Here is a 17,746-nt window from a genome sequence, read left to right on the forward strand (position 1 = left end):
CAAACAAATGAATTAGGATAATTTATGAAGCAAAAATAAAGTTTAAATAAAGTTAGGATGAATTAAATTGCGGCTGAAAATTAAATCATAATTCGTAAAATAGGATACATTTAAAAGCCAAACAGAGCTAAGTAAATATCTGTCGAAGAGAGGATTCGGAACAACTGAAACCTTCTCTATTGTAGACAGCTAAAAAGCATCAACGCGACAATGGGGACAAAATTTAGAGAGAAAATGAGCTTTATGGAGGACAGTCGGGAAAGGAATAGTATAAGCTTGTAGGAATTACAAAAGTAGCAAAAAAGGTGAAGCAATGATATCTGCAAAAAAATCCTTATCAGGATCGGCATCGCCATTTGCCTCATTTGGTCGGAGACAATCGCATCGACAAGCGATCGCGTTGATTTCAATTCAAGCAGATCCAGCCAGTGAAAAGGTAGAAGAAACAGCCCTCGGACAAAGTGTTTACGTACGACAAGTGGGGGAGGCTTTGTGTAAACTAGGTTGGCAAGTGGATATTTTCACCCGCAAAACTAATCCCAAAGATGCCACAATTGTCGAACATTCGCCTTATTGTCGTACAATTCGTTTAGTAGCCGGACCCGAAACCGCGATCGCTGATGGGGATTTAATCGCTTATCTACCTGAGTTTGTCAAAGCTTTACAGAAATTTGCCAAAGGAACAAGTTACCCGATCGTCCAAACCCACGATCGCCTTTCAGGTTGGGTAGGTTTGCAGTTACAACAAGCCAGCAATGTCCAACTAATTCATACTTATCACGCTCCCAGCGCGATCGCCGATACTCAAGTTTCCCTCGAACGACGAATTCTCGAACAAGCTAATCGGATTGTCGCGACTAACCCCCAAGAGTTAGAAATTCTTTCTAATTTGGTTACTCAGCGTGAGGGAATCGAATTAATTCCCTGCGGTACCGATGTCAAAAATTTCCACGCAATGCCGAAAACAGAAGCCAAAACAAAATTAGGTTTCGATCCTAACCAGCAACTTGTTTTGTATGTGGGACAATTTGCGCCACACAAAGGCATTGATACCTTAGTCCGTGCTTTCGCTCAATGCCGCAAAAATAACCCTAAATTAGCCCAAAATTCTCGCTTGGTACTGGTAGGCGGTGGTGCTACTAATGACTCGGAAGACTCTGAAAGACAGAGGATAGAGCAATTGGTTAGAGAATTAGAACTAGAAAATTGTACCCAATTTGCCGGACGAGTAGGTCACGACTTGCTACCCTTTTATTACACTGCTGCCGATGTTTGCGTAATTCCTAGTTATTACGAACCTTATGGCTTAGTCGCAATTGAAGCAATGGCTTGCGGCACACCTGTTGTCGCTTCTGCCGTTGGCGGTTTAAAATTCACCGTCATGCAATCAGAAACCGGATTATTAGTTCCTCCCCAGGATACCGAAGCATTCGCCAGTGCGATCGCGCGCATTCTCACCGACCAAGTTTGGGCGAAAAAACTGAGAAAACAAGCATCACTCAGAGTACAGGAAAACTTTAGCTGGGCGAGTGTAGCCATTAAATTAAGCGACTTATACCGTCGTTTGCTAGCACAATTAATTACCCAAGATTCTTTGTTAGCTTCGCCTGTAAATAGTTCCGAATCTAATCCTACTAAGAAATTAAGCTTGACAAAAGTATCTTAGTAATGAGACATCGGGTGCTGAAAAATTATTTTTACCGACATCGGGGATAACCACTGCATTTACCTAAATACGCTACATTTCTAAAAGCGCGATCGCTGAACTCGTCAAAAATCAGCGATCGCGACTCATAATTTAATTATCGAATAAGCCGCAAAATTCTCACCACGACCAAGATGGCAAAATATCTACAAGTATTAATTCTTTTTTGGACTACCTCTCTAGCCGCCGAACTAGAATATCGGCTTAATTTTATCATTGCCGCACTTACAAGTGTTGGTAATTTAGCTGGCAGTATTTTTGGCTTATTTCTTTTCTATGGTACTGGCTATGAATTTCAAAATTGGAGTTGGGAAGAAGCTTTAATCGTTGTGGGAATATTTACTTTCCTCCAAGGTTTTTCGGCTACTTTACTGATTCCCAATCTGAATAGTATTGTCAAACAAGTACAGCAAGGCACCCTCGATTTTGTACTTTTAAAACCGATTAGTAGTCAGTTTTGGTTATCCACGCGCAGTATTTCGCCTTGGGGATTACCAGATTTAATTTTTGGCTTGATAACTGTTATTTATGCCGGAACTAAACTCGGTTTAGAAATCAATTCTTATTTAGTTAGTATCGTTCCCCTCAGCTTTGGTCTCATCATACTTTATAGCTTGTGGTTTATGTTAGGAGCGACCAGTATTTGGTTTGTCAAAATCTACAATGTTACCGAAGTATTGCGTGGTTTAATCGAAGCTGGACGCTATCCAATGGTAGCTTATCCCGTTGCTTATCGCTTCTTTTTTACCTTCGTTATTCCCGTCGCTTTTCTCACAACTATACCTGCGGAAGCTATGTTAGGAAGGACAGAAATAACTTGGGTAATTGGTGCTGGTATTCTCGCGGTAATCTTACTTTTAGTCTCGAAATTTTTCTGGCAATTTGCTTTACGTTTTTATACCAGTGCTTCTAGTTAATTTTAGCAACTAAAAAACTCGTTCCAGCTTCTTTAACTGAAAAATCCCTCATCAAGAAGATTTGGTCAAGCTTTAATCGGTTTAAAGTGAAAGCAAGTGAAATCAGATTAAAATATGGAAACTAAAAAATTAGGCAAAACAGATGTTAAAATAAGCGAGATTGGCTTAGGAGCGATGCCCATGTCGTTACAATCTCGCCCCCCTGAATCCGAAGCTATTCAAGTCATCCACAAAGCCTTAGACTTAGGTGTCACCCTCATCGACACAGCCGACTCTTACTGCAAAGACGAATCAGACAAACATCATAGCGAACGTTTGCTTGCCAAAGCCCTAAAACAATACAATGGGGATACAAGCAACATCACAATTGCCACCAAAGGCGGTTTAATGCGTCCTCAAGGTAGTTGGACTCGTAACGGTAATCCCGTCCACCTCCGTGAGACAATACGCCTTAGCTTTGAATCTCTTGGCGGTGAGAAGCCGATTACACTTTGGCAATATCACTCACCAGACCCAGATTATAGCATCGAAGCCGCCCTCACTCCCGCCAAAGAAGCCGTAGAACAAGGAATGATTCGCTATATCGGCGTTTCTAACTTCTCCGTCGCACAAATCAAACAAGCACAAGATTTCGTTGAAATTGTCTCAGTTCAAAATCAGTATAACCCCTGGCATCGCAACCCAGAATTTGACGGCGTTTTAGAATATTGCGAACAAGAAAACTTGACATTTTTCCCCTGGAGTCCCCTCGGTGGCAGTCGTCGTCATAGTAACCTGGAAGATATACCTGTTATTGCTAATTTAGCGAAAGAAAAAGGCGTTTCTGTCTATCAAATTGTCTTAGCTTGGTTGCGAGCTAAATCTGATTGTATTTTACCAATTCCCGGAGCAAGTAAACCAAGCAGTATTGAGAGTTCTGTAGCAGCAGCAAAGGTAGAATTATCTGAGGCTGAAGTTGAGCAAATTGACCAAAAAGTAGCTACTTGATAACTAATTAAGGTGGACTGAATTTAGTTCACCTTGAAATACACGCATCTTTGCTAAATATTATTGTCTGGTACAGACGTGATAATTATCTGGTAGAGACGTTGCATGCAACGTCTCTACATCAGAGCAAACATCTCTGTTTTAAGAACAAGAAAAATTAGCAATAATCTTAAGCTTTTAAAATTAAAGAATAATCGTTTATTTCAATACTTTTAAGTTTGTCTATTAAAATCATTGCTTGTTGATATTCAATAGTTTTATCAAAATCATAAGATAAGAACGCAGGACATTTTGAAGCACCAAAAATAAAGAGAATTAAAGAAGACTTAGATAGTGGTAGACTTGCAAATTTTTCATCCATTACTTTATCGTATTGTTTTAAGCCCTCAAAGTAAATGATTCTTTTTCTTGTTATATAAGATTGTAAGGATAAAATTACAGGATATTCAAACATCAACTCACAGATAGATTTTTCTTGAAGAGTATAATAAAAATAGCGACCAGGTTGATACTTGTTTATCTGAATACCTTTGGTATAAAGATTATTCAGATCATTTTCATTGAGTTGAAGTTCTATATTTTTGTTATCTGCTGCTAGTAAATCAAGAAAATGACTAAGCTTACTTTTAGTTTCTAAGTAGCTATCAGGATGAGTTTGGTGGACAGGAAAATTTCGTAAAGCTTCGGGGATTTTCCCTTGTCTGACATCAAAGATAATTTTACGATTAATTGTTCCGGAGAATACTAATATTGATAAAATACATAAGATTGAGAACAAGCCAAGTTTGTCGTCGATACTTAAGTTTTCGAGAAGATTTAGCATTCGTTTAGTAAAAGTTTAGAGGACTATCGAGATGATTATTAACCTAATTGAAAGTAATGCTAGACTTAGGTAAATGCTATGTGAGGTCTTTCACTAATAGTTTCAGAATTTAATCATAGTTATTCTCAGCGATAAAGTATTTCTGATTTATAACTGGAAAAACTAGCAAGAATTTTAGGCTTTTAAAATCAAATAATGATTCTTAATTTCCACACTTTTAAGTTTGTTTATCAAGATAATTGCTCTTTGATATTCAACATTTGCCGAAGATTTATTAGGTACTAAAGCAGGAGATCTCGAAGCACCAAAAAGAAACAGCATTAAACCTGACTTAGAAAGAGGTATAGTTGAAACTACATCTTTAATCATCTTGGAACTATAAACTACTTGATTACGTTGATTTAAATCCTCAAAGTAGATAGTTTTTTCTCTGGTTTTAAAGGAAGTTAGTCCGATAATTACAGGCCATTCCAGCATTAGTTCACGGATAAATTTTTCTTGAATACTATAATAAAAATAGCGACCAGGTTTATATTTGTCTATCTGAATACCTTTGGTATAGAGATTGTTTAGATCGCTTTGGTTGAGTTGAAGTTCTATATTTTCTTCATCTGCTACTAATAAATCAAGAAAACGATCGAGCTTACTTTTAGTTGCTAAGTAGCTATCAGGATTAGTTTGATGGACAGGAAAATTCTGCAAAGGTTTGGGTACTTTCTCTGATTTCAGATTCGCCACAATTTTGGGATTAATTAGTAAAGAAAATGCTAGCATCAAAAAACCAATTAAAATTGCGAATATGAAAATTTTATCGAGGATACTTATATTTTCGAGAAGATTTAGCATTTGTTGAATAAAGTTTGGGACGTTCGACATAGTTAAAAGTAGGGTACATTAATTAAATTAACGCATCCTACTTAAATTTATGAGCGAGTTACGTTCGGTAAGCGAGTAAAATAACCTTGCTGAGATTTTGTAACTACCGAACGCACTTAGCCAAATAAAGGCTTAATCTGTACTACCAGTTTCCAGAGATTCTTTGTCAGTTTGAGTCCATTCAGTATGGAAGAATTCGCCTCTGGGTTTATCGGTACGCTCATAAGTATGAGCGCCGAAATAGTCGCGTTGGGCTTGGGTGAGGTTTTGTGGTAGGCGATCGCGCCGATATGCGTCAAAATAATCTAAGGAGGAACTAAAAGCGGGCACAGCTATTCCAGAACTATTTGCCAAGGTTAGCACTTCTCGCCACGCATCTTGACGATCTAAAATTGTTTGCTTAAACTCAGGTGCTAACAACAAATTCGGTAGCTTAGGATTATCAATGTAGGCTTTCTTAATTTTCTCCAAGAATTGAGCGCGAATAATACAACCACCTTTCCAAATTCGGGCAGTTTCCGCCAAATTCAAGTTGTAGTTAAACTCATCAGAAGCCTTAGCTAAAAGTGCCATACCTTGAGCATAGGAACACATCTTCGAGCAATACAGAGCATCCCGAATCTTGTTAATCCAAGCCTTAACATCACCATCATACTTTGGCGTAGGACCCGAAAGAACTTTCGCTGCGGCTTCACGTTCATCTTTGTAAGAAGAAATCACGCGCGCATTCACAGCAGCGTAAATTGTCGGAATTGGTACACCTAACTCTAAAGAACTTACCACCGTCCAGCGTCCAGTTCCCTTTTGTCCCGCAGAATCAAGAATCAATTCTACCAAAGGCTGGTTGGTTTCCTTGTCAATGTACTTGAAAATATCGGCAGTAATTTCAATCAGGAACGAGTTTAGTTCCTCAGTAGTATTCCACTCAGCGAAAACTTCGTGCAACTGCTGGTTATTTAAACCGAGACAATTTTTCATCAAATCGTAAGCTTCCGCAATGAGTTGCATATCGCCATACTCAATGCCATTGTGAACCATTTTTACATAGTGACCGGCACCACCAGGACCGATAAAAGTCACGCAAGGACCATCGCCATCGAAAGCTTGAGCCGCAATTTTTGTTAAAATCGGTTCTAACTCTTTGTAGGCGGCTTCAGTGCCTCCAGGCATCAAAGAAGGACCGTGAAGCGCACCTTCTTCACCACCACTGACACCCATACCCACATAACCTAGTCCTGTAGCTTCTAATTCTTGGGTGCGGCGCTCGGTATCATCGTAAAGAGAGTTACCGCCATCGATAATCATATCACCTTCAGCTAAAAGCGGCTTTAACTGCTGGATGACCGCATCCACAGGCTTTCCAGCTTTTACCATCACCAGGATTTTGCGCGGACGTTCGAGAATTTGGACAAATTCTTCTAAAGAATAAGCGGCTTTGACATCCTTACCTTCTGCCCTTTCCGCCATAAAAGCTTCAGTTTTTGCACCAGTACGGTTGTAAACTGCGATCGGGAAACCACGACTTTCGACGTTGAGAGCGAGGTTTTCACCCATTACTGCTAAACCAATTACACCAAATGTTCGTTTGGTCATAACAATTGTCTCTTGAACTCTGCTGTATCAACAATTTCAGGTTATCTCGATCTCCTGAGATGTTCTCTAAAGAAGAGATTAAGACTGGAAATTAGGGATTGGGGATTGGGGGAAGAGGGGGGAGACAAGGGAGAGGGGGAAGACAAGGAGGAGGGGGAGGACAAGGGAGAGGGGGAGAATAAACTGATTGTTCACTGATAACTGATTTCCCAGTCACCACCTCCCCAGTCACCACCTCCCCAGTCACCACCTCCCCACCTCCCCAGTCACCACCTCCCCAGTCACCACCTCCCCAGTCCCCAACTGATAACTGATTATGGTGACTTGGCGGTAAATTGATATTTGTATAGGAAGTGACAGAAGGAATAATAATTAGACATAAACGAGGAGAATTGGCAAAATGTTGGCATATATTTTAGCGATCGCTGTTGCTCTCGGAAGCTTTGGTTTTTACATTACGGCTTTCTTTTTCCCGGAACTCCATCGCAAGAGTGATTTTCTCTGGAGTGCCGTGGGTTTATTCTATGCTCTAGTTTTGTGGGTCTGTGCTGGACGCATTACTGGTGGTGTTTTACTCGGTCAAATGGCAGGGGTTGCTCTTTTGGGTTGGTTTGGTTGGCAAACCTTGACATTACGACGGCAGTTAACTTCTCCTGCTGAACAAACGGAAATTTCCCCAGATGTACGGGAAAATCTCCAAACTTCCCCGGTAGGTGGTTTTCTCAAGCCGATTACTCGGTTTCTAGGTAAGAAGAAGCCAGAAGTTGAAACTACTACGACTACAACTAGCGAAACTACCGCCGAAGTTGCTAGCGACACAACTAAAGCTACAGAGGAAACTAGCGAAACTACGACCGATACGGAAAAGGAAAATCTTCGCTATCCTCAAGTAAAAATTATTGACAAAGATACTTCCACAGAGGAAACGGAAAAGTTAGAGACTCCTGAAATTGTTGCACCAGATCGACCACCAGCAGATGTAGCGGAAACTGCGAAAGCAGAAGAAAGTGAAAGTGCTGATGTGGTGGTGGAAGAAGTGGCGCCAGAGGCAGAATTAGCACCAAACGCCGAACCTACGGGTACAGGAGGTCCGCAAATGCGCGAAACTCCTTCGGAAGTAACTACTGAGGAAGAAAAGTCGAAAAAACCGGAAAATCCGGCATAAATAGAGGTTGGGAATTTCTCCCCACTCAGAATTATTTCCCATCTCTAAGCTAAAATCCAGTGACAAGGTAGCATTGAAGAGGATGATGCTACCCTGTTTCTTGAGATTCTCCTCAACGGTGGAATGCTCATCACCAAATGGTCGTCACCAAATTGGCTAGTAGCTTCTGGTTTGGCGACTTGTGCGGTTAAATGGTAACTTACTAAGATTTCAGAATATAGACTGTGACAGAATTAAAGAGCTACAAAGAAACCGTAAATCTGCCCCAAACTGATTTTAGTATGCGGGCAAATTCTGTGAAACGCGAACCGGAACTGCAACAGTTTTGGTCAGAAAAAGGTATTTACGAACATCTGTCGCAGGAAAATCCCGGTGAGATTTTTGTCCTGCATGATGGACCTCCTTATGCGAATGGTCCGATTCACATGGGGACGACTCTTAATAAAATTCTTAAAGACATTATTAACAAGTACAAGTTTCTTCGAGGTTACAAGGTTCGTTATGTCCCTGGTTGGGACTGTCATGGCTTGCCGATTGAACTGAAGGTACTGCAAAATTTAAAACCGGAGGAGCGTAAAAATATTACTCCTTTGGAGTTACGTCATAAAGCCCGTGATTTTGCTTTAGAAGCGATGCAGGTACAACGCAATCAATTTAGGCGTTGTGGGGTTTGGGGTGAGTGGGAAAATCCTTATTTGACTCTGAAACCGGAATATGAGGCGGCGCAAATTGGTGTTTTTGGCGAAATGGCGCTGAAGGGTTATATTTATCGTGGTTTGAAGCCTGTGCATTGGAGTCCAAGTTCGCAAACGGCTTTGGCTGAGGCTGAGTTGGAGTATCCGGAGGGACATACTTCCAGAAGTATTTATGCGGCGTTTCGGATGACTGAGGCTGCACCTACGGTTAAAGATAAGTTAGCAGAATTTTTGCCGGATTTGGCACTGGCGATTTGGACGACGACTCCTTGGACTTTACCAGGAAATCTGGCTGTGGCGGTGAATCCGGATCTGAATTATGCTGTGGTTCAAGTGGGTACGGAAACTCTACCAAAATATGCGATCGTTGCGGCTGATTTGGTGGAAAAATTGTCTGAGACTTTCTCTACTCCCTTGACAGTAAAGGCGACAATGAAAGGGAAGGAGTTGGAAGGTTGTAAGTATCAACATCCGTTGTACGATCGCCTCAGTGAGGTTGTCATTGGTGGCGATTATGTGACTACTGAGTCGGGTACGGGTTTGGTGCATACGGCTCCAGGTCACGGTCAGGAGGATTATCTTGTTGGTAAGCGCTATGATTTGCCGATTCTGTGTCCGGTGGATGGGTATGGTAATTTTACTGAGGAAGCTGGACAGTTTGCTGGTTTAAATGTCCTCAAGGATGCGAATGAAGCGATTATTAATGCTTTAATCGAAGCTGGTTCTTTGATGAAAGAAGAAGCTTATGTTCACAAGTATCCTTACGATTGGAGAACGAAGAAACCAACGATTTTCCGCGCTACAGAACAATGGTTTGCTTCGGTGTCAGGTTTCCGTGAAGCAGCTTTGAAGGCAATTTCTGAGGTAAAATGGATTCCACCTCAAGGCGAAAATCGGATTACGCCGATGGTTGGCGATCGCTCGGATTGGTGTATTTCTCGTCAGCGTAGTTGGGGTGTCCCAATTCCGGTTTTCTATGATGAGGAAACTAATGAACCTCTCTTAAATGAAGCTACAATTGCTCATATTCAAGCTATTTTTGCGGAAAAAGGTTCTGATGCTTGGTGGGAATTATCGGTTGAGGAATTACTTCCAGAAAGTTATCGCAACAATGGGAAGCAATACCGCAAGGGAACCGATACGATGGATGTTTGGTTCGATTCCGGTTCTTCTTGGGCAGCAGTGGCTCAAGGACGGGATAATTTAAAATATCCGGTGGATATTTATTTGGAAGGTTCAGATCAACATCGCGGTTGGTTTCAATCGAGTTTATTAACTTCGGTGGCTACGAATAATATCGCACCTTATCAGACTGTCTTGACTCATGGTTTCATCTTGGATGAAAAAGGACGCAAGATGAGTAAGTCTTTGGGGAACACTGTTGACCCTTTGACGGTTATTGAAGGTGGGAAAAACCAGAAACAAGAGCCGAGTTATGGTGCAGATGTCCTGAGATTGTGGGTGTCTTCTGTAGATTATTCTTCGGATGTTCCTTTGGGACAGAATATTCTCAAACAGTTGTCGGATGTCTATCGAAAAATTCGCAATACGTCCAGATTTTTAATCGGGAATTTGCACGATTTCGACCCCGCAAAAGATGCAATTCCTTACGAAGATTTGCCGGATTTAGATAAGTATATGTTGCACCGGATGACAGAGGTGTTTGCCGATGTTACTGAGGCTTTTGAAAATTATCAATTCTTCCGTTTCTTCCAAACTGTGCAGAATTTCTGTGTCGTAGATTTGTCGAATTTCTATCTGGATATCGCGAAAGATCGCTTGTATATTTCCGATCTTAATTCACCCCGGCGACGCAGTTGTCAAACTGTCATGGCGATCGCGCTGGAAAATTTAGCTCGCGCGATCGCTCCGGTATTATGTCACATGGCGGAGGATATCTGGCAATTTTTGCCCTACAAGACCGCTCACGAGTCCGTCTTCCAGTCCGGATGGGTAAAAATGGAAGCTGAGTGGAAAAATCCAGAATTGGCGGCTTCCTGGGCAAAATATCGCGAGATTCGTGGCGAGGTGAATAAGGTTCTTGAAAAAGCGAGAACAGAAAAGGCGATCGGTTCGTCTTTAGATGCGAAAGTCTTGCTTTACGTTCCCGATCGGGAATTGCGCTCAAAATTAGACGCGATGAATGAAAATGGAGAAGTGCGATCGCGCAAATTACCCCACCACGAAGAGCAATCTTTACCCGCAATTGAAAATCCTCAAGCACAAACTGAAACAAATGTCAAGCAATATTGGCAAAAAACTCTTGGTTATATCGGCAATGTATCAAAATATATCAAGGGATTTTTCCAAGAAAATCAACGTGCTTTAGTGACAGTAGCTTTAATTGGAACAGCACTAATAACAGTAAAATTAGTGTTAGCGTTACTGAATACGATTAACGAGATTCCCACAGTAGAACCATTGTTTCAACTAATTGGAATTGGTTGGACAACTTGGTTTGTTTGGAATCACGTACTTCCGGCGAAGAAGCGTCAAGAATTGGTTGTGAACTATCGAAAATTCCAAGAGGAATATTTAGGTTCAAGTTCTTCAACTAAGAGCAAAATTAAACAACCACAACCTAAAAATGAGCCAGTAAGTGTTTCTCCTATTGAGGAAAAACAAGAAGTAATTGAGCAAGAAATTGCTTCTAGTGGTAATCAGGTGGATAAGTTGCGCTATTTATTCCTTGCTTCCCAAGTAGAATTATTAGATTCTCAAGCAGGAATCGAACAAGCCGAATTTAGCAGTCAGTCAGATAATGTTAGTGTGGGAGTAGTAAAAGCAGAAGGAGAGAAATGCGATCGCTGTTGGAATTATTCCCCCACAGTGGGAACAAATCCCGAACATCCCGAAATCTGCGATCGCTGTGACGCTGCATTAGCTGGTAAATTCTAACTCGATTTATCCGCTAGTTATGTCATTCTGAGCGTGAAAAATAATCTCAAAAAGATTGGTAAGATGCTCAGAATGACATTCAACTATAGCAATAATTTTTCAATCTAGAAGAGCTTGAAAAGTGAATAATCTTAGTATCGAACTCCCTCCTCATATATCCAGTAGCGAGGCAAAACTTTTCCTTGCAGCTAAACTATATGAAGTTGGTAAACTATCTTTAGGTAAAGCCGCCGAATTAGCAGGATACTCAAAAAGCACTTTCATTGAAGTAATTAGTAAAATGGGTATTGCTGTCATCAATTATCCGGCTGAAGACTTGGAGCGAGAAATAAGTTTGTGAGCGATCGCGTCATTGTCGATAGTACCTGTTTGATAGGCTTAGAGCGTATTCAGAAGCTGGAAATTTTCCCCAGTTATTCTCAGAGATTTTGATTCCTCCAGCAGTACAATAGGTATGTTGTTAAAAGCCAAGCAAAAAGGTATTATTTCTCTAATTAAGCCGTTACTATCTGCATTGAATAAAGCCGATTTTCGGCTGTCTGAAGCAATCGTGCAAAAAGCACTACAACTGGCTGATGAGTAAAGTTGGTTGCTGAATGCGATCGCTGTGATGCTGCATTAGCTGGTAAATTCTAACTCGATTTATCTGCTAGTTATGTCATTCTGAGCGTGAAAAATAATCTCAAAAATATTAGGAATATGCTGAGAATGACATTCAACTATACTGAAAATATCACATATTTAGTGTAGAGATATGACAACAGCAAAACTTGGGGGACGTTATCAGATTGTTATTCCCAAAAACGTGCGCGAGGTACTCAACCTCAAACCAGGCGATCGCTTTGATATAAAAGTAGAGAATGGGAAAGTGCTTATGATTCCCCAACCTTCCTTTTCCTCTCGTTTATTTGGGAAACATAAACATATTTGGCAAGGAGAAGATGCCGTAGCTTATATTCGTAGCGAACGGGAGTCATGGCGCGATTAGAGGCTATAAAAGGGGCTAAAATCGGTCTAGATACGGTCGTTTTTATCTACGCTTTAGAAGGAAATCCTGAATTTGGGAATCTTGCTACCCAAATCTTTGCGATGATTGAAGAAGGTAGTTCTCAGGGCTTTGCTTGTGATTTAGTTCTGGCTGAATTGATGGTCAAACCTCTACGTCAAGGACATCCTGAAGTTGCTGAAGAATATGCTCAAGAATTACCGAATTTTCCAAACTTATCATTTCGTCCTCTGACTAGACAAATAGTTATTAATGCGGCTAGACTCCGAAGCAGCAGTAATCTAGGGCTTATTGATGCTTTACATCTAGCTTCAGCAGTAGAAGCAGGTTTTGACTACTCCCCTCCCTCCGCGTTGCTAAAGGGAGGGGATTCACAAGTAGTTCTCTTTCCTCTTGCAGGCACAGTCAAGTTGCCTCTAGACGCTCAATATGTTGACATATAGCCGCATATATTGCGCTTACTTTTTTGAGTTTTATGCTTTCAAACATCCATCACTCAGCTAGTTTAGTACGCTCCTCGCTCTGAAGAAAGCTTGCAGTGGTTTAGTCATACTGCCGTTAGAGCCAATCTAACCGTTGTTTCTTACTTACCGGGATTTCGACCTACTAGAGCGAAGAATCACGTAGATTTTCGTTTTACTCGCGATCAACTATTGTACTAACTTTCTAGTTTCTTTTCAATCAAAGTCGCCGTAGAACAGCGAGGCTTTAAACCCATTTTTTTTGGTAAAATTTTTCTAACCAATGATACAGCAATTAAACACCCTGACCCTGGCTTAGAAATTTTGATGTTATCTGACTTTAAATCATAATATGTTCGACTGGTAGAGTAGAGATGGTCAAAAATTTACGCGGGCTACTCGCAATGAGAAGCCACGCTACTTGTAATTAGAGTCATTCTTTACTCATTTGGGTTCACTCCAATTGAGTTAAATTCAACTTAGCTGAATCTTTACCCGTAAGACTTTTTGCTGCTTCCAATTTCTCTAATAACTCTTCACTCAAACGAGCAAATGCTTTTGCACCTCCGGAATTAGGAGTTGACAAAACTGCTGGTTTAAAAGTATCTACAGCTTTAGCAACATTAACATCTAAAGGAATGCGATTCTTAAAAATTTGGTTAGCATTATAATCCTGAGAAACACGCTGCATCACTTGTCGATAATATCTTCCCATGATTCCACCACCAGAGAGAATAAACACAATTCCTAATAAATTAATATTCAAAGAAGCATGATTTTCTCTAAGTTTAGCGATGCGTCTTTCTAACAATTGAATACCTACTAAAGACAAAGGTTCTGGTCGAGCGGGAAGCAAGTAAAAATTGCTAGCTACAATCCCACTGCGAGTTAACAAATTATAACCCGGAGCGCAATCCATAATGATGAAATCGTAATCATTAATTACAGGTTCTAAAATATCTTTAATTAAATTTTTTTCAAATTTATTCCAAACATCATCAAAATCAGCTTTACCATCAGCAGTAGCTTTTTGATGCAGCATTTCCGAAACTAAATATTCATCATAAAGTTCGATATCTCCGGGCATCAAATCCAAACCTTTGACATTACAAACATAAGGACAGATAATATCAGTTGTCGTTAACTTTTTTTTCAGATTTGGTCTAATTACTTGATTCATCAAGTAAGTAAGGGTACGCCTTTCCTTTCTTCGCTTGGCAAAATCGTGAGGCGACATTAAACTCAGAGTCGCGCTAATTTGGGTGTCAAGATCGATAACTAAAACTCGTAACCCATGATTTTTGGCTAAACAAGTTGCCAAATTAACGGTAAGAGTTGTCTTCCCAACGCCACCTTTCATATTTACTGTACTAATGACTAATCCCATTGGCAGTATCCCTTTGAACAATTGTTCCCTGATTGGGCTTTCCCCCAGCGCCCTTAAGGGCGGCGCGAAATGCCGCAATCTAGATTATAAACTTGGCGGCAACCAAGCAAAAAGCCAGTTTTTTCTGCTTAATTTGTTAGTTTCTGTCTGCCAAAGCCGATCGCGTGAAAAACTTAGCTTCAGCGATCGCGCTTTAACCAGCCACCAAAACTAGCTTGCTGTGGTTCAATCTTATACAGTTTACAATTATTTACCAGCCGCGAGTAGAGAAATTTTCTCTAAAAATTCTTTAGTGAAGTTCGCAAGTCCCTTAGCGCCGCTTGCATGGGGATCGTTGAGAACTACTGGTTTATATTCATCAACAGCTTTAGCTACCGCTACATTAACCGGAATTTCAATTTCAAATAGCTTATCAGCGCCAAATTCTTCACTGAGGCGATTTTTCACTTGTTCTGCCATATTAGAAGCGTGTCCGAGGGAAGTAAAGATAATTCCCAGTAAATCGATCCGGGAGCGATCGCTACTTTTGAGCTTTTTAATTCTACCCTGGAGAATACCGATCCCAATCACTGACAAAGGTTCGGGTTTGGCAGGGATCAAGTAAAAATTACTTGCAAGGATTCCACTACGAGTCAGCAGTTGATCCCCAGGAGCAAAATCAAGCAAAATAAAATCGTATGCCTCAACAATTGGCGCAATAATCCGCCGGACTAAACTATTTTCTAATTGAGTCCAACTTTCTTCAAAACTTATTTTAGTTTCTTGAGAAGTAGCATAAACAACTGCCGCTAAGTAAAAATCATTGTAAAGTTCGATATCTCCAGGTAGCAGATCCAAACCTTTAATATTGCAAATATTACGTTGAATAATGTCTTGAATCGTAATCTCTGAATAATAATCTGGTTGAATAGCTTGATTAACTAAAGTTTTGAGAGTGCGCTTTTCTTTTTTCAATCTGGCGAGTGCTAATGGAGGCATTAAGCTGAGAGTAGCATTAACTTGGGTATCCAAATCAATCACTAAAACCCGCTTATTATGATATTTTGCTAAACAAGTTGCTAGGTTAACAGTGATGGTAGTTTTCCCAACACCGCCTTTCATATTCACTGTCGAAATGACGTATCCCATTTAGTTAAGTAAGGATTGAAAATTAAAATCAGTCAAATTTAATGGTATCAGAGAGGGGGGATTGGGGATTGGGGACTGGGAATTGGGGGAAGACAAGGGGGACTTCAGTGAACAGTGAACAGTTAGTGGTGGAAACTGGGAGACAAGGAGGAATTGGTAACTGATAACTGGTAACTGGTAACTGGTAACTGGTAACTGAAAACCCCAGTCCCCTAAAGTTTACGGATTTCGCCAACAGTGCGATAAAAGCCATTACTTTCTTGTATTTCTTCGACAAGAAAACGCGCCCCTTCTTCTCGTAGGGCTTTCGGGAATTGTACCTTCCAATCGGGGTTGTAGCCAGGAGAAATTACGCGCATTCTCAGTTTACTTCCTTGTTTGAAGCATTCGACGATAATTCCTTGGGGTGAAGTATCAGTAGTGTCAGGTATCTCACCTAGCCATTTTTGGCGGATGCGTTGAATTTGCGCTTGAAATGCTGCTCCTTTTTCAGGATTGACCATTTTGACGAAATTGGCAAATCCAGCGATCGCTAGCAACACATCATCTGAGTTTCCCCACTTTTTCCCTGCAATCCCGTCTTTTTCCATTTGAAACAGAGTTGCGCGAAAGCGTTTCAGGGTTTTTCGGTCGATATTCGGATATTCGTTGACAACAATACCTGTAACTTCCTGCTGACGACTCTTACGCAGAATTCTCGTTTTCTCTTGATTAATTGTCAAACCTTCGTGGGCGACAATTGACTCAACTCGTCTGAGTAAATTACAAATACGGGGATTGTCACTTCCACAAGAAAAAGTTAGATCGTCAGCGTAACGAGTATAAACAAAATCTAACTCTTGCGCCATCCTGGTTAAACGGCGATCTAAACGACGACAGAGTAAATTAGTAATTGCTGGGGAAGCTGGCGAACCTTGAGGTAAATGTCGCTCAGTTTGGGCTACATAATAAGTTTTACCATCTAATTCCACCTCTTCAATCTCTGGTTGCGTACATAGCAAAGCGAAAATTGTCGCGGCTGCTTCTGAATAACCAAAAGAACGAAAAAGTCCTTTGACTCGCTTATAACTTATTGAAGGAAAGAAGTCTTTCAAATCAAAATTAATCACGATTTCCGCACCCACATGAGGTTGCGCGTTCGTCATAATCGAACGTTCCTGACGAAAACCATGTGCGGCAGCGTGAGGCTCGATTTTCTCTAAAATTTTAGTTAAAATCCAATGCTGTGCTTGTTTCAATCTCGGCATTGGTGCAGAAATTAAACGTTCTCCCCCAGTCTTTTTGGGAATTTTGAAGCGAATATAGTGAGATATCTGCGAAGTTCGGCGGGAAAAGGCTAAAAAGCGCAATTGTCCCACAGTTATTTCCATCGCTGTGGCAATTTCGGCGGCAGTACTGAGAACAGGTAGCTTGTTACTTTGTAACCGGGCTAAATTAGCTTCAGTATTATTTAAACCAGCCGATACACCTTCACCCAGATAAACAAGATCTCGTTTTTTTTGCTCTTGCCAAGCCTCTGCCCGTTCTCGGCGTTCCTTCTCGCGGCGTTCCTTGGTTTCCCGACGCTTGCGACGAGACTCAGCGAGGCGCTGCTTCAACAGATGCTTGCGTAAGGCTTGTTCGTCTTGTCTTAGGCGGTTTTCTTGACGTAGCTGAGATAATTCTTGCTGAAGTTGCTTTCGCTGTCGTAATTCCTCGCTAACATCCTCTTGTGTCTCCTGTTCGGGCGACCAAAAGCCGTAGCGAATCATTTCTTGGAGAATAAATTCCTGTTTACCGACTTGTCGGACAAGATCGTAAAGTTCTTGACGAGATCGTGGCTGATTTGTCATCGGAATTTTAACAGTGTGAGCGGGAAGTCCCCACCCGAGCGCGCAAGCGGGGTGGTGGATGAGAGCGAACTTCTGATTAGATTCTATCATTGTATGATCTAATGTTGACGCTATTAGGGGTCGAGGTGGATGTTACCATCGCACCCCTCCCATCCGAAACCAAGCGTGAGACTTTCACCTCACTCGGCTACTCAACATATCTACCCTTTTGACGCTCCACGTCCTTATAGGGCGTGGAGCGTCAACCATCTCTCACAACTTCATCATCCGGTT

16 protein-coding genes are annotated in these 17,746 nt (G+C 41.1%); 10 read left to right on the forward strand and 6 right to left on the reverse strand.

The genetic code is table 11. The features are described from left to right. Positions 1-313: 313 nt before the first annotated feature. The 3 genes from G3T18_RS12645 to G3T18_RS12655 all read left to right on the forward strand — a co-directional run bounded on the left by G3T18_RS12645 (position 314) and on the right by G3T18_RS12655 (position 3,609). On the forward strand, positions 314-1,666 hold the full coding sequence (locus tag G3T18_RS12645) for a glycosyltransferase (RefSeq protein WP_224410918.1): 1,353 nt from the start codon (positions 314-316) through the stop codon (positions 1,664-1,666). A 173-nt stretch (positions 1,667-1,839) separates the two neighbouring features. Further along, on the forward strand, positions 1,840-2,622 hold the full coding sequence (locus G3T18_RS12650) for an ABC transporter permease (protein ID WP_224410919.1): 783 nt from the start codon (positions 1,840-1,842) through the stop codon (positions 2,620-2,622). A gap of 114 nt (positions 2,623-2,736) precedes the next feature. Next, positions 2,737-3,609 carry an aldo/keto reductase gene (locus G3T18_RS12655; RefSeq protein WP_224410920.1) on the forward strand — a complete coding sequence of 291 codons (873 nt, stop codon included), beginning with the start codon at positions 2,737-2,739 and terminating at the stop codon, positions 3,607-3,609. Between the two features lie 169 nt (positions 3,610-3,778). On the opposite strand, the gene G3T18_RS12660 is transcribed toward G3T18_RS12655, so the two are convergent. The 3 genes from G3T18_RS12660 to gnd all read right to left on the reverse strand — a co-directional run bounded on the left by G3T18_RS12660 (position 3,779) and on the right by gnd (position 6,901). Further along, positions 3,779-4,432, reverse strand: coding sequence for a hypothetical protein (locus tag G3T18_RS12660; protein ID WP_224410921.1), 654 nt, complete (start codon positions 4,430-4,432; stop codon positions 3,779-3,781). Between the two features lie 174 nt (positions 4,433-4,606). Continuing rightward, entirely contained in the window at positions 4,607-5,308 is a 702-nt protein-coding gene (locus G3T18_RS12665; RefSeq protein WP_224410922.1) for a hypothetical protein, read from the reverse strand. A gap of 132 nt (positions 5,309-5,440) precedes the next feature. After that, positions 5,441-6,901: a decarboxylating NADP(+)-dependent phosphogluconate dehydrogenase gene (gene gnd / locus G3T18_RS12670; RefSeq protein ID WP_224410923.1), complete on the reverse strand. Its 1,461-nt coding sequence runs from the start codon at positions 6,899-6,901 to the stop codon at positions 5,441-5,443. A 400-nt stretch (positions 6,902-7,301) separates the two neighbouring features. On the opposite strand from gnd, the gene G3T18_RS12675 reads away from it, so the two are divergent. The 6 genes from G3T18_RS12675 to G3T18_RS12700 all read left to right on the forward strand — a co-directional run bounded on the left by G3T18_RS12675 (position 7,302) and on the right by G3T18_RS12700 (position 13,108). Continuing rightward, a complete protein-coding gene (locus G3T18_RS12675) occupies positions 7,302-8,066 on the forward strand; it encodes a Ycf66 family protein (protein WP_224410924.1) in 765 nt (254 codons plus the stop codon). A gap of 224 nt (positions 8,067-8,290) precedes the next feature. Beyond that, entirely contained in the window at positions 8,291-11,659 is a 3,369-nt protein-coding gene (ileS, locus tag G3T18_RS12680) for an isoleucine--tRNA ligase (protein WP_224410925.1), read from the forward strand. Positions 11,660-11,780: 121 nt separating this feature from the next. Then, a complete protein-coding gene (locus tag G3T18_RS12685) occupies positions 11,781-11,999 on the forward strand; it encodes a UPF0175 family protein (RefSeq protein WP_224410926.1) in 219 nt (72 codons plus the stop codon). 114 nt (positions 12,000-12,113) lie between these two features. Next, positions 12,114-12,242: a DUF3368 domain-containing protein gene (locus tag G3T18_RS12690; RefSeq protein ID WP_224410927.1), complete on the forward strand. Its 129-nt coding sequence runs from the start codon at positions 12,114-12,116 to the stop codon at positions 12,240-12,242. Between the two features lie 171 nt (positions 12,243-12,413). Continuing rightward, a complete protein-coding gene (locus G3T18_RS12695) occupies positions 12,414-12,647 on the forward strand; it encodes an AbrB/MazE/SpoVT family DNA-binding domain-containing protein (protein ID WP_224410928.1) in 234 nt (77 codons plus the stop codon). Then, complete coding sequence (locus G3T18_RS12700; protein WP_224410929.1) at positions 12,635-13,108, forward strand: type II toxin-antitoxin system VapC family toxin; 474 nt, start codon at positions 12,635-12,637, stop codon at positions 13,106-13,108. Before G3T18_RS12695 ends, G3T18_RS12700 begins: the two co-directional genes overlap by 13 nt. A 472-nt stretch (positions 13,109-13,580) precedes the next feature. Here G3T18_RS12700 and G3T18_RS12705 read toward each other — a convergent pair whose 3' ends face one another. Further along, a complete protein-coding gene (locus tag G3T18_RS12705; RefSeq protein ID WP_224410930.1) occupies positions 13,581-14,513 on the reverse strand; it encodes a ParA family protein in 933 nt (310 codons plus the stop codon). Between G3T18_RS12705 and G3T18_RS12710 the strand changes: the two genes are divergently transcribed. Next, entirely contained in the window at positions 14,500-14,727 is a 228-nt protein-coding gene (locus G3T18_RS12710; protein WP_224410931.1) for a hypothetical protein, read from the forward strand. The two genes, G3T18_RS12705 and G3T18_RS12710, sit on opposite strands and share 14 nt — an antisense overlap. A 32-nt stretch (positions 14,728-14,759) precedes the next feature. Here the strand turns inward: G3T18_RS12710 and G3T18_RS12715 are convergent, their stop codons facing one another. Beyond that, positions 14,760-15,641 (reverse strand): ParA family protein, encoded by an 882-nt coding sequence (locus G3T18_RS12715; protein ID WP_224410932.1) that lies wholly within the window; start codon positions 15,639-15,641, stop codon positions 14,760-14,762. 212 nt (positions 15,642-15,853) lie between these two features. Continuing rightward, the gene (locus tag G3T18_RS12720; RefSeq protein ID WP_224410933.1) at positions 15,854-17,473 is read right to left on the reverse strand and encodes a reverse transcriptase family protein; all 1,620 of its coding nucleotides are present in this window, start codon (positions 17,471-17,473) and stop codon (positions 15,854-15,856) included. Between the last annotated feature and the right edge of the window lie 273 nt (positions 17,474-17,746).

This window comes from Oscillatoria salina IIICB1 (assembly GCF_020144665.1).
Taxonomy (GTDB): Bacteria; Cyanobacteriota; Cyanobacteriia; order Cyanobacteriales; family SIO1D9; genus IIICB1.

Bases quoted from the DNA above. Each gene is read 5' to 3' on its own strand.
- G3T18_RS12645 (WP_224410918.1), top strand. From the start codon at position 314: ATGATATCTGCAAAAAAATCCTTATCAGGATCGGCATCGCCATTTGCC.
- G3T18_RS12650 (WP_224410919.1), top strand. From the start codon at position 1,840: ATGGCAAAATATCTACAAGTATTAATTCTTTTTTGGACTACCTCTCTA.
- G3T18_RS12655 (WP_224410920.1), top strand. From the start codon at position 2,737: ATGGAAACTAAAAAATTAGGCAAAACAGATGTTAAAATAAGCGAGATT.
- G3T18_RS12660 (WP_224410921.1), bottom strand. From the start codon at position 4,432: ATGCTAAATCTTCTCGAAAACTTAAGTATCGACGACAAACTTGGCTTG.
- G3T18_RS12665 (WP_224410922.1), bottom strand. From the start codon at position 5,308: ATGTCGAACGTCCCAAACTTTATTCAACAAATGCTAAATCTTCTCGAA.
- gnd (WP_224410923.1), bottom strand. From the start codon at position 6,901: ATGACCAAACGAACATTTGGTGTAATTGGTTTAGCAGTAATGGGTGAA.
- G3T18_RS12675 (WP_224410924.1), top strand. From the start codon at position 7,302: ATGTTGGCATATATTTTAGCGATCGCTGTTGCTCTCGGAAGCTTTGGT.
- G3T18_RS12690 (WP_224410927.1), top strand. From the start codon at position 12,114: ATGTTGTTAAAAGCCAAGCAAAAAGGTATTATTTCTCTAATTAAGCCG.
- G3T18_RS12695 (WP_224410928.1), top strand. From the start codon at position 12,414: ATGACAACAGCAAAACTTGGGGGACGTTATCAGATTGTTATTCCCAAA.
- G3T18_RS12700 (WP_224410929.1), top strand. From the start codon at position 12,635: ATGGCGCGATTAGAGGCTATAAAAGGGGCTAAAATCGGTCTAGATACG.
- G3T18_RS12710 (WP_224410931.1), top strand. From the start codon at position 14,500: ATGACTAATCCCATTGGCAGTATCCCTTTGAACAATTGTTCCCTGATT.
- G3T18_RS12705 (WP_224410930.1), bottom strand. From the start codon at position 14,513: ATGGGATTAGTCATTAGTACAGTAAATATGAAAGGTGGCGTTGGGAAG.
- G3T18_RS12715 (WP_224410932.1), bottom strand. From the start codon at position 15,641: ATGGGATACGTCATTTCGACAGTGAATATGAAAGGCGGTGTTGGGAAA.
- G3T18_RS12720 (WP_224410933.1), bottom strand. From the start codon at position 17,473: ATGACAAATCAGCCACGATCTCGTCAAGAACTTTACGATCTTGTCCGA.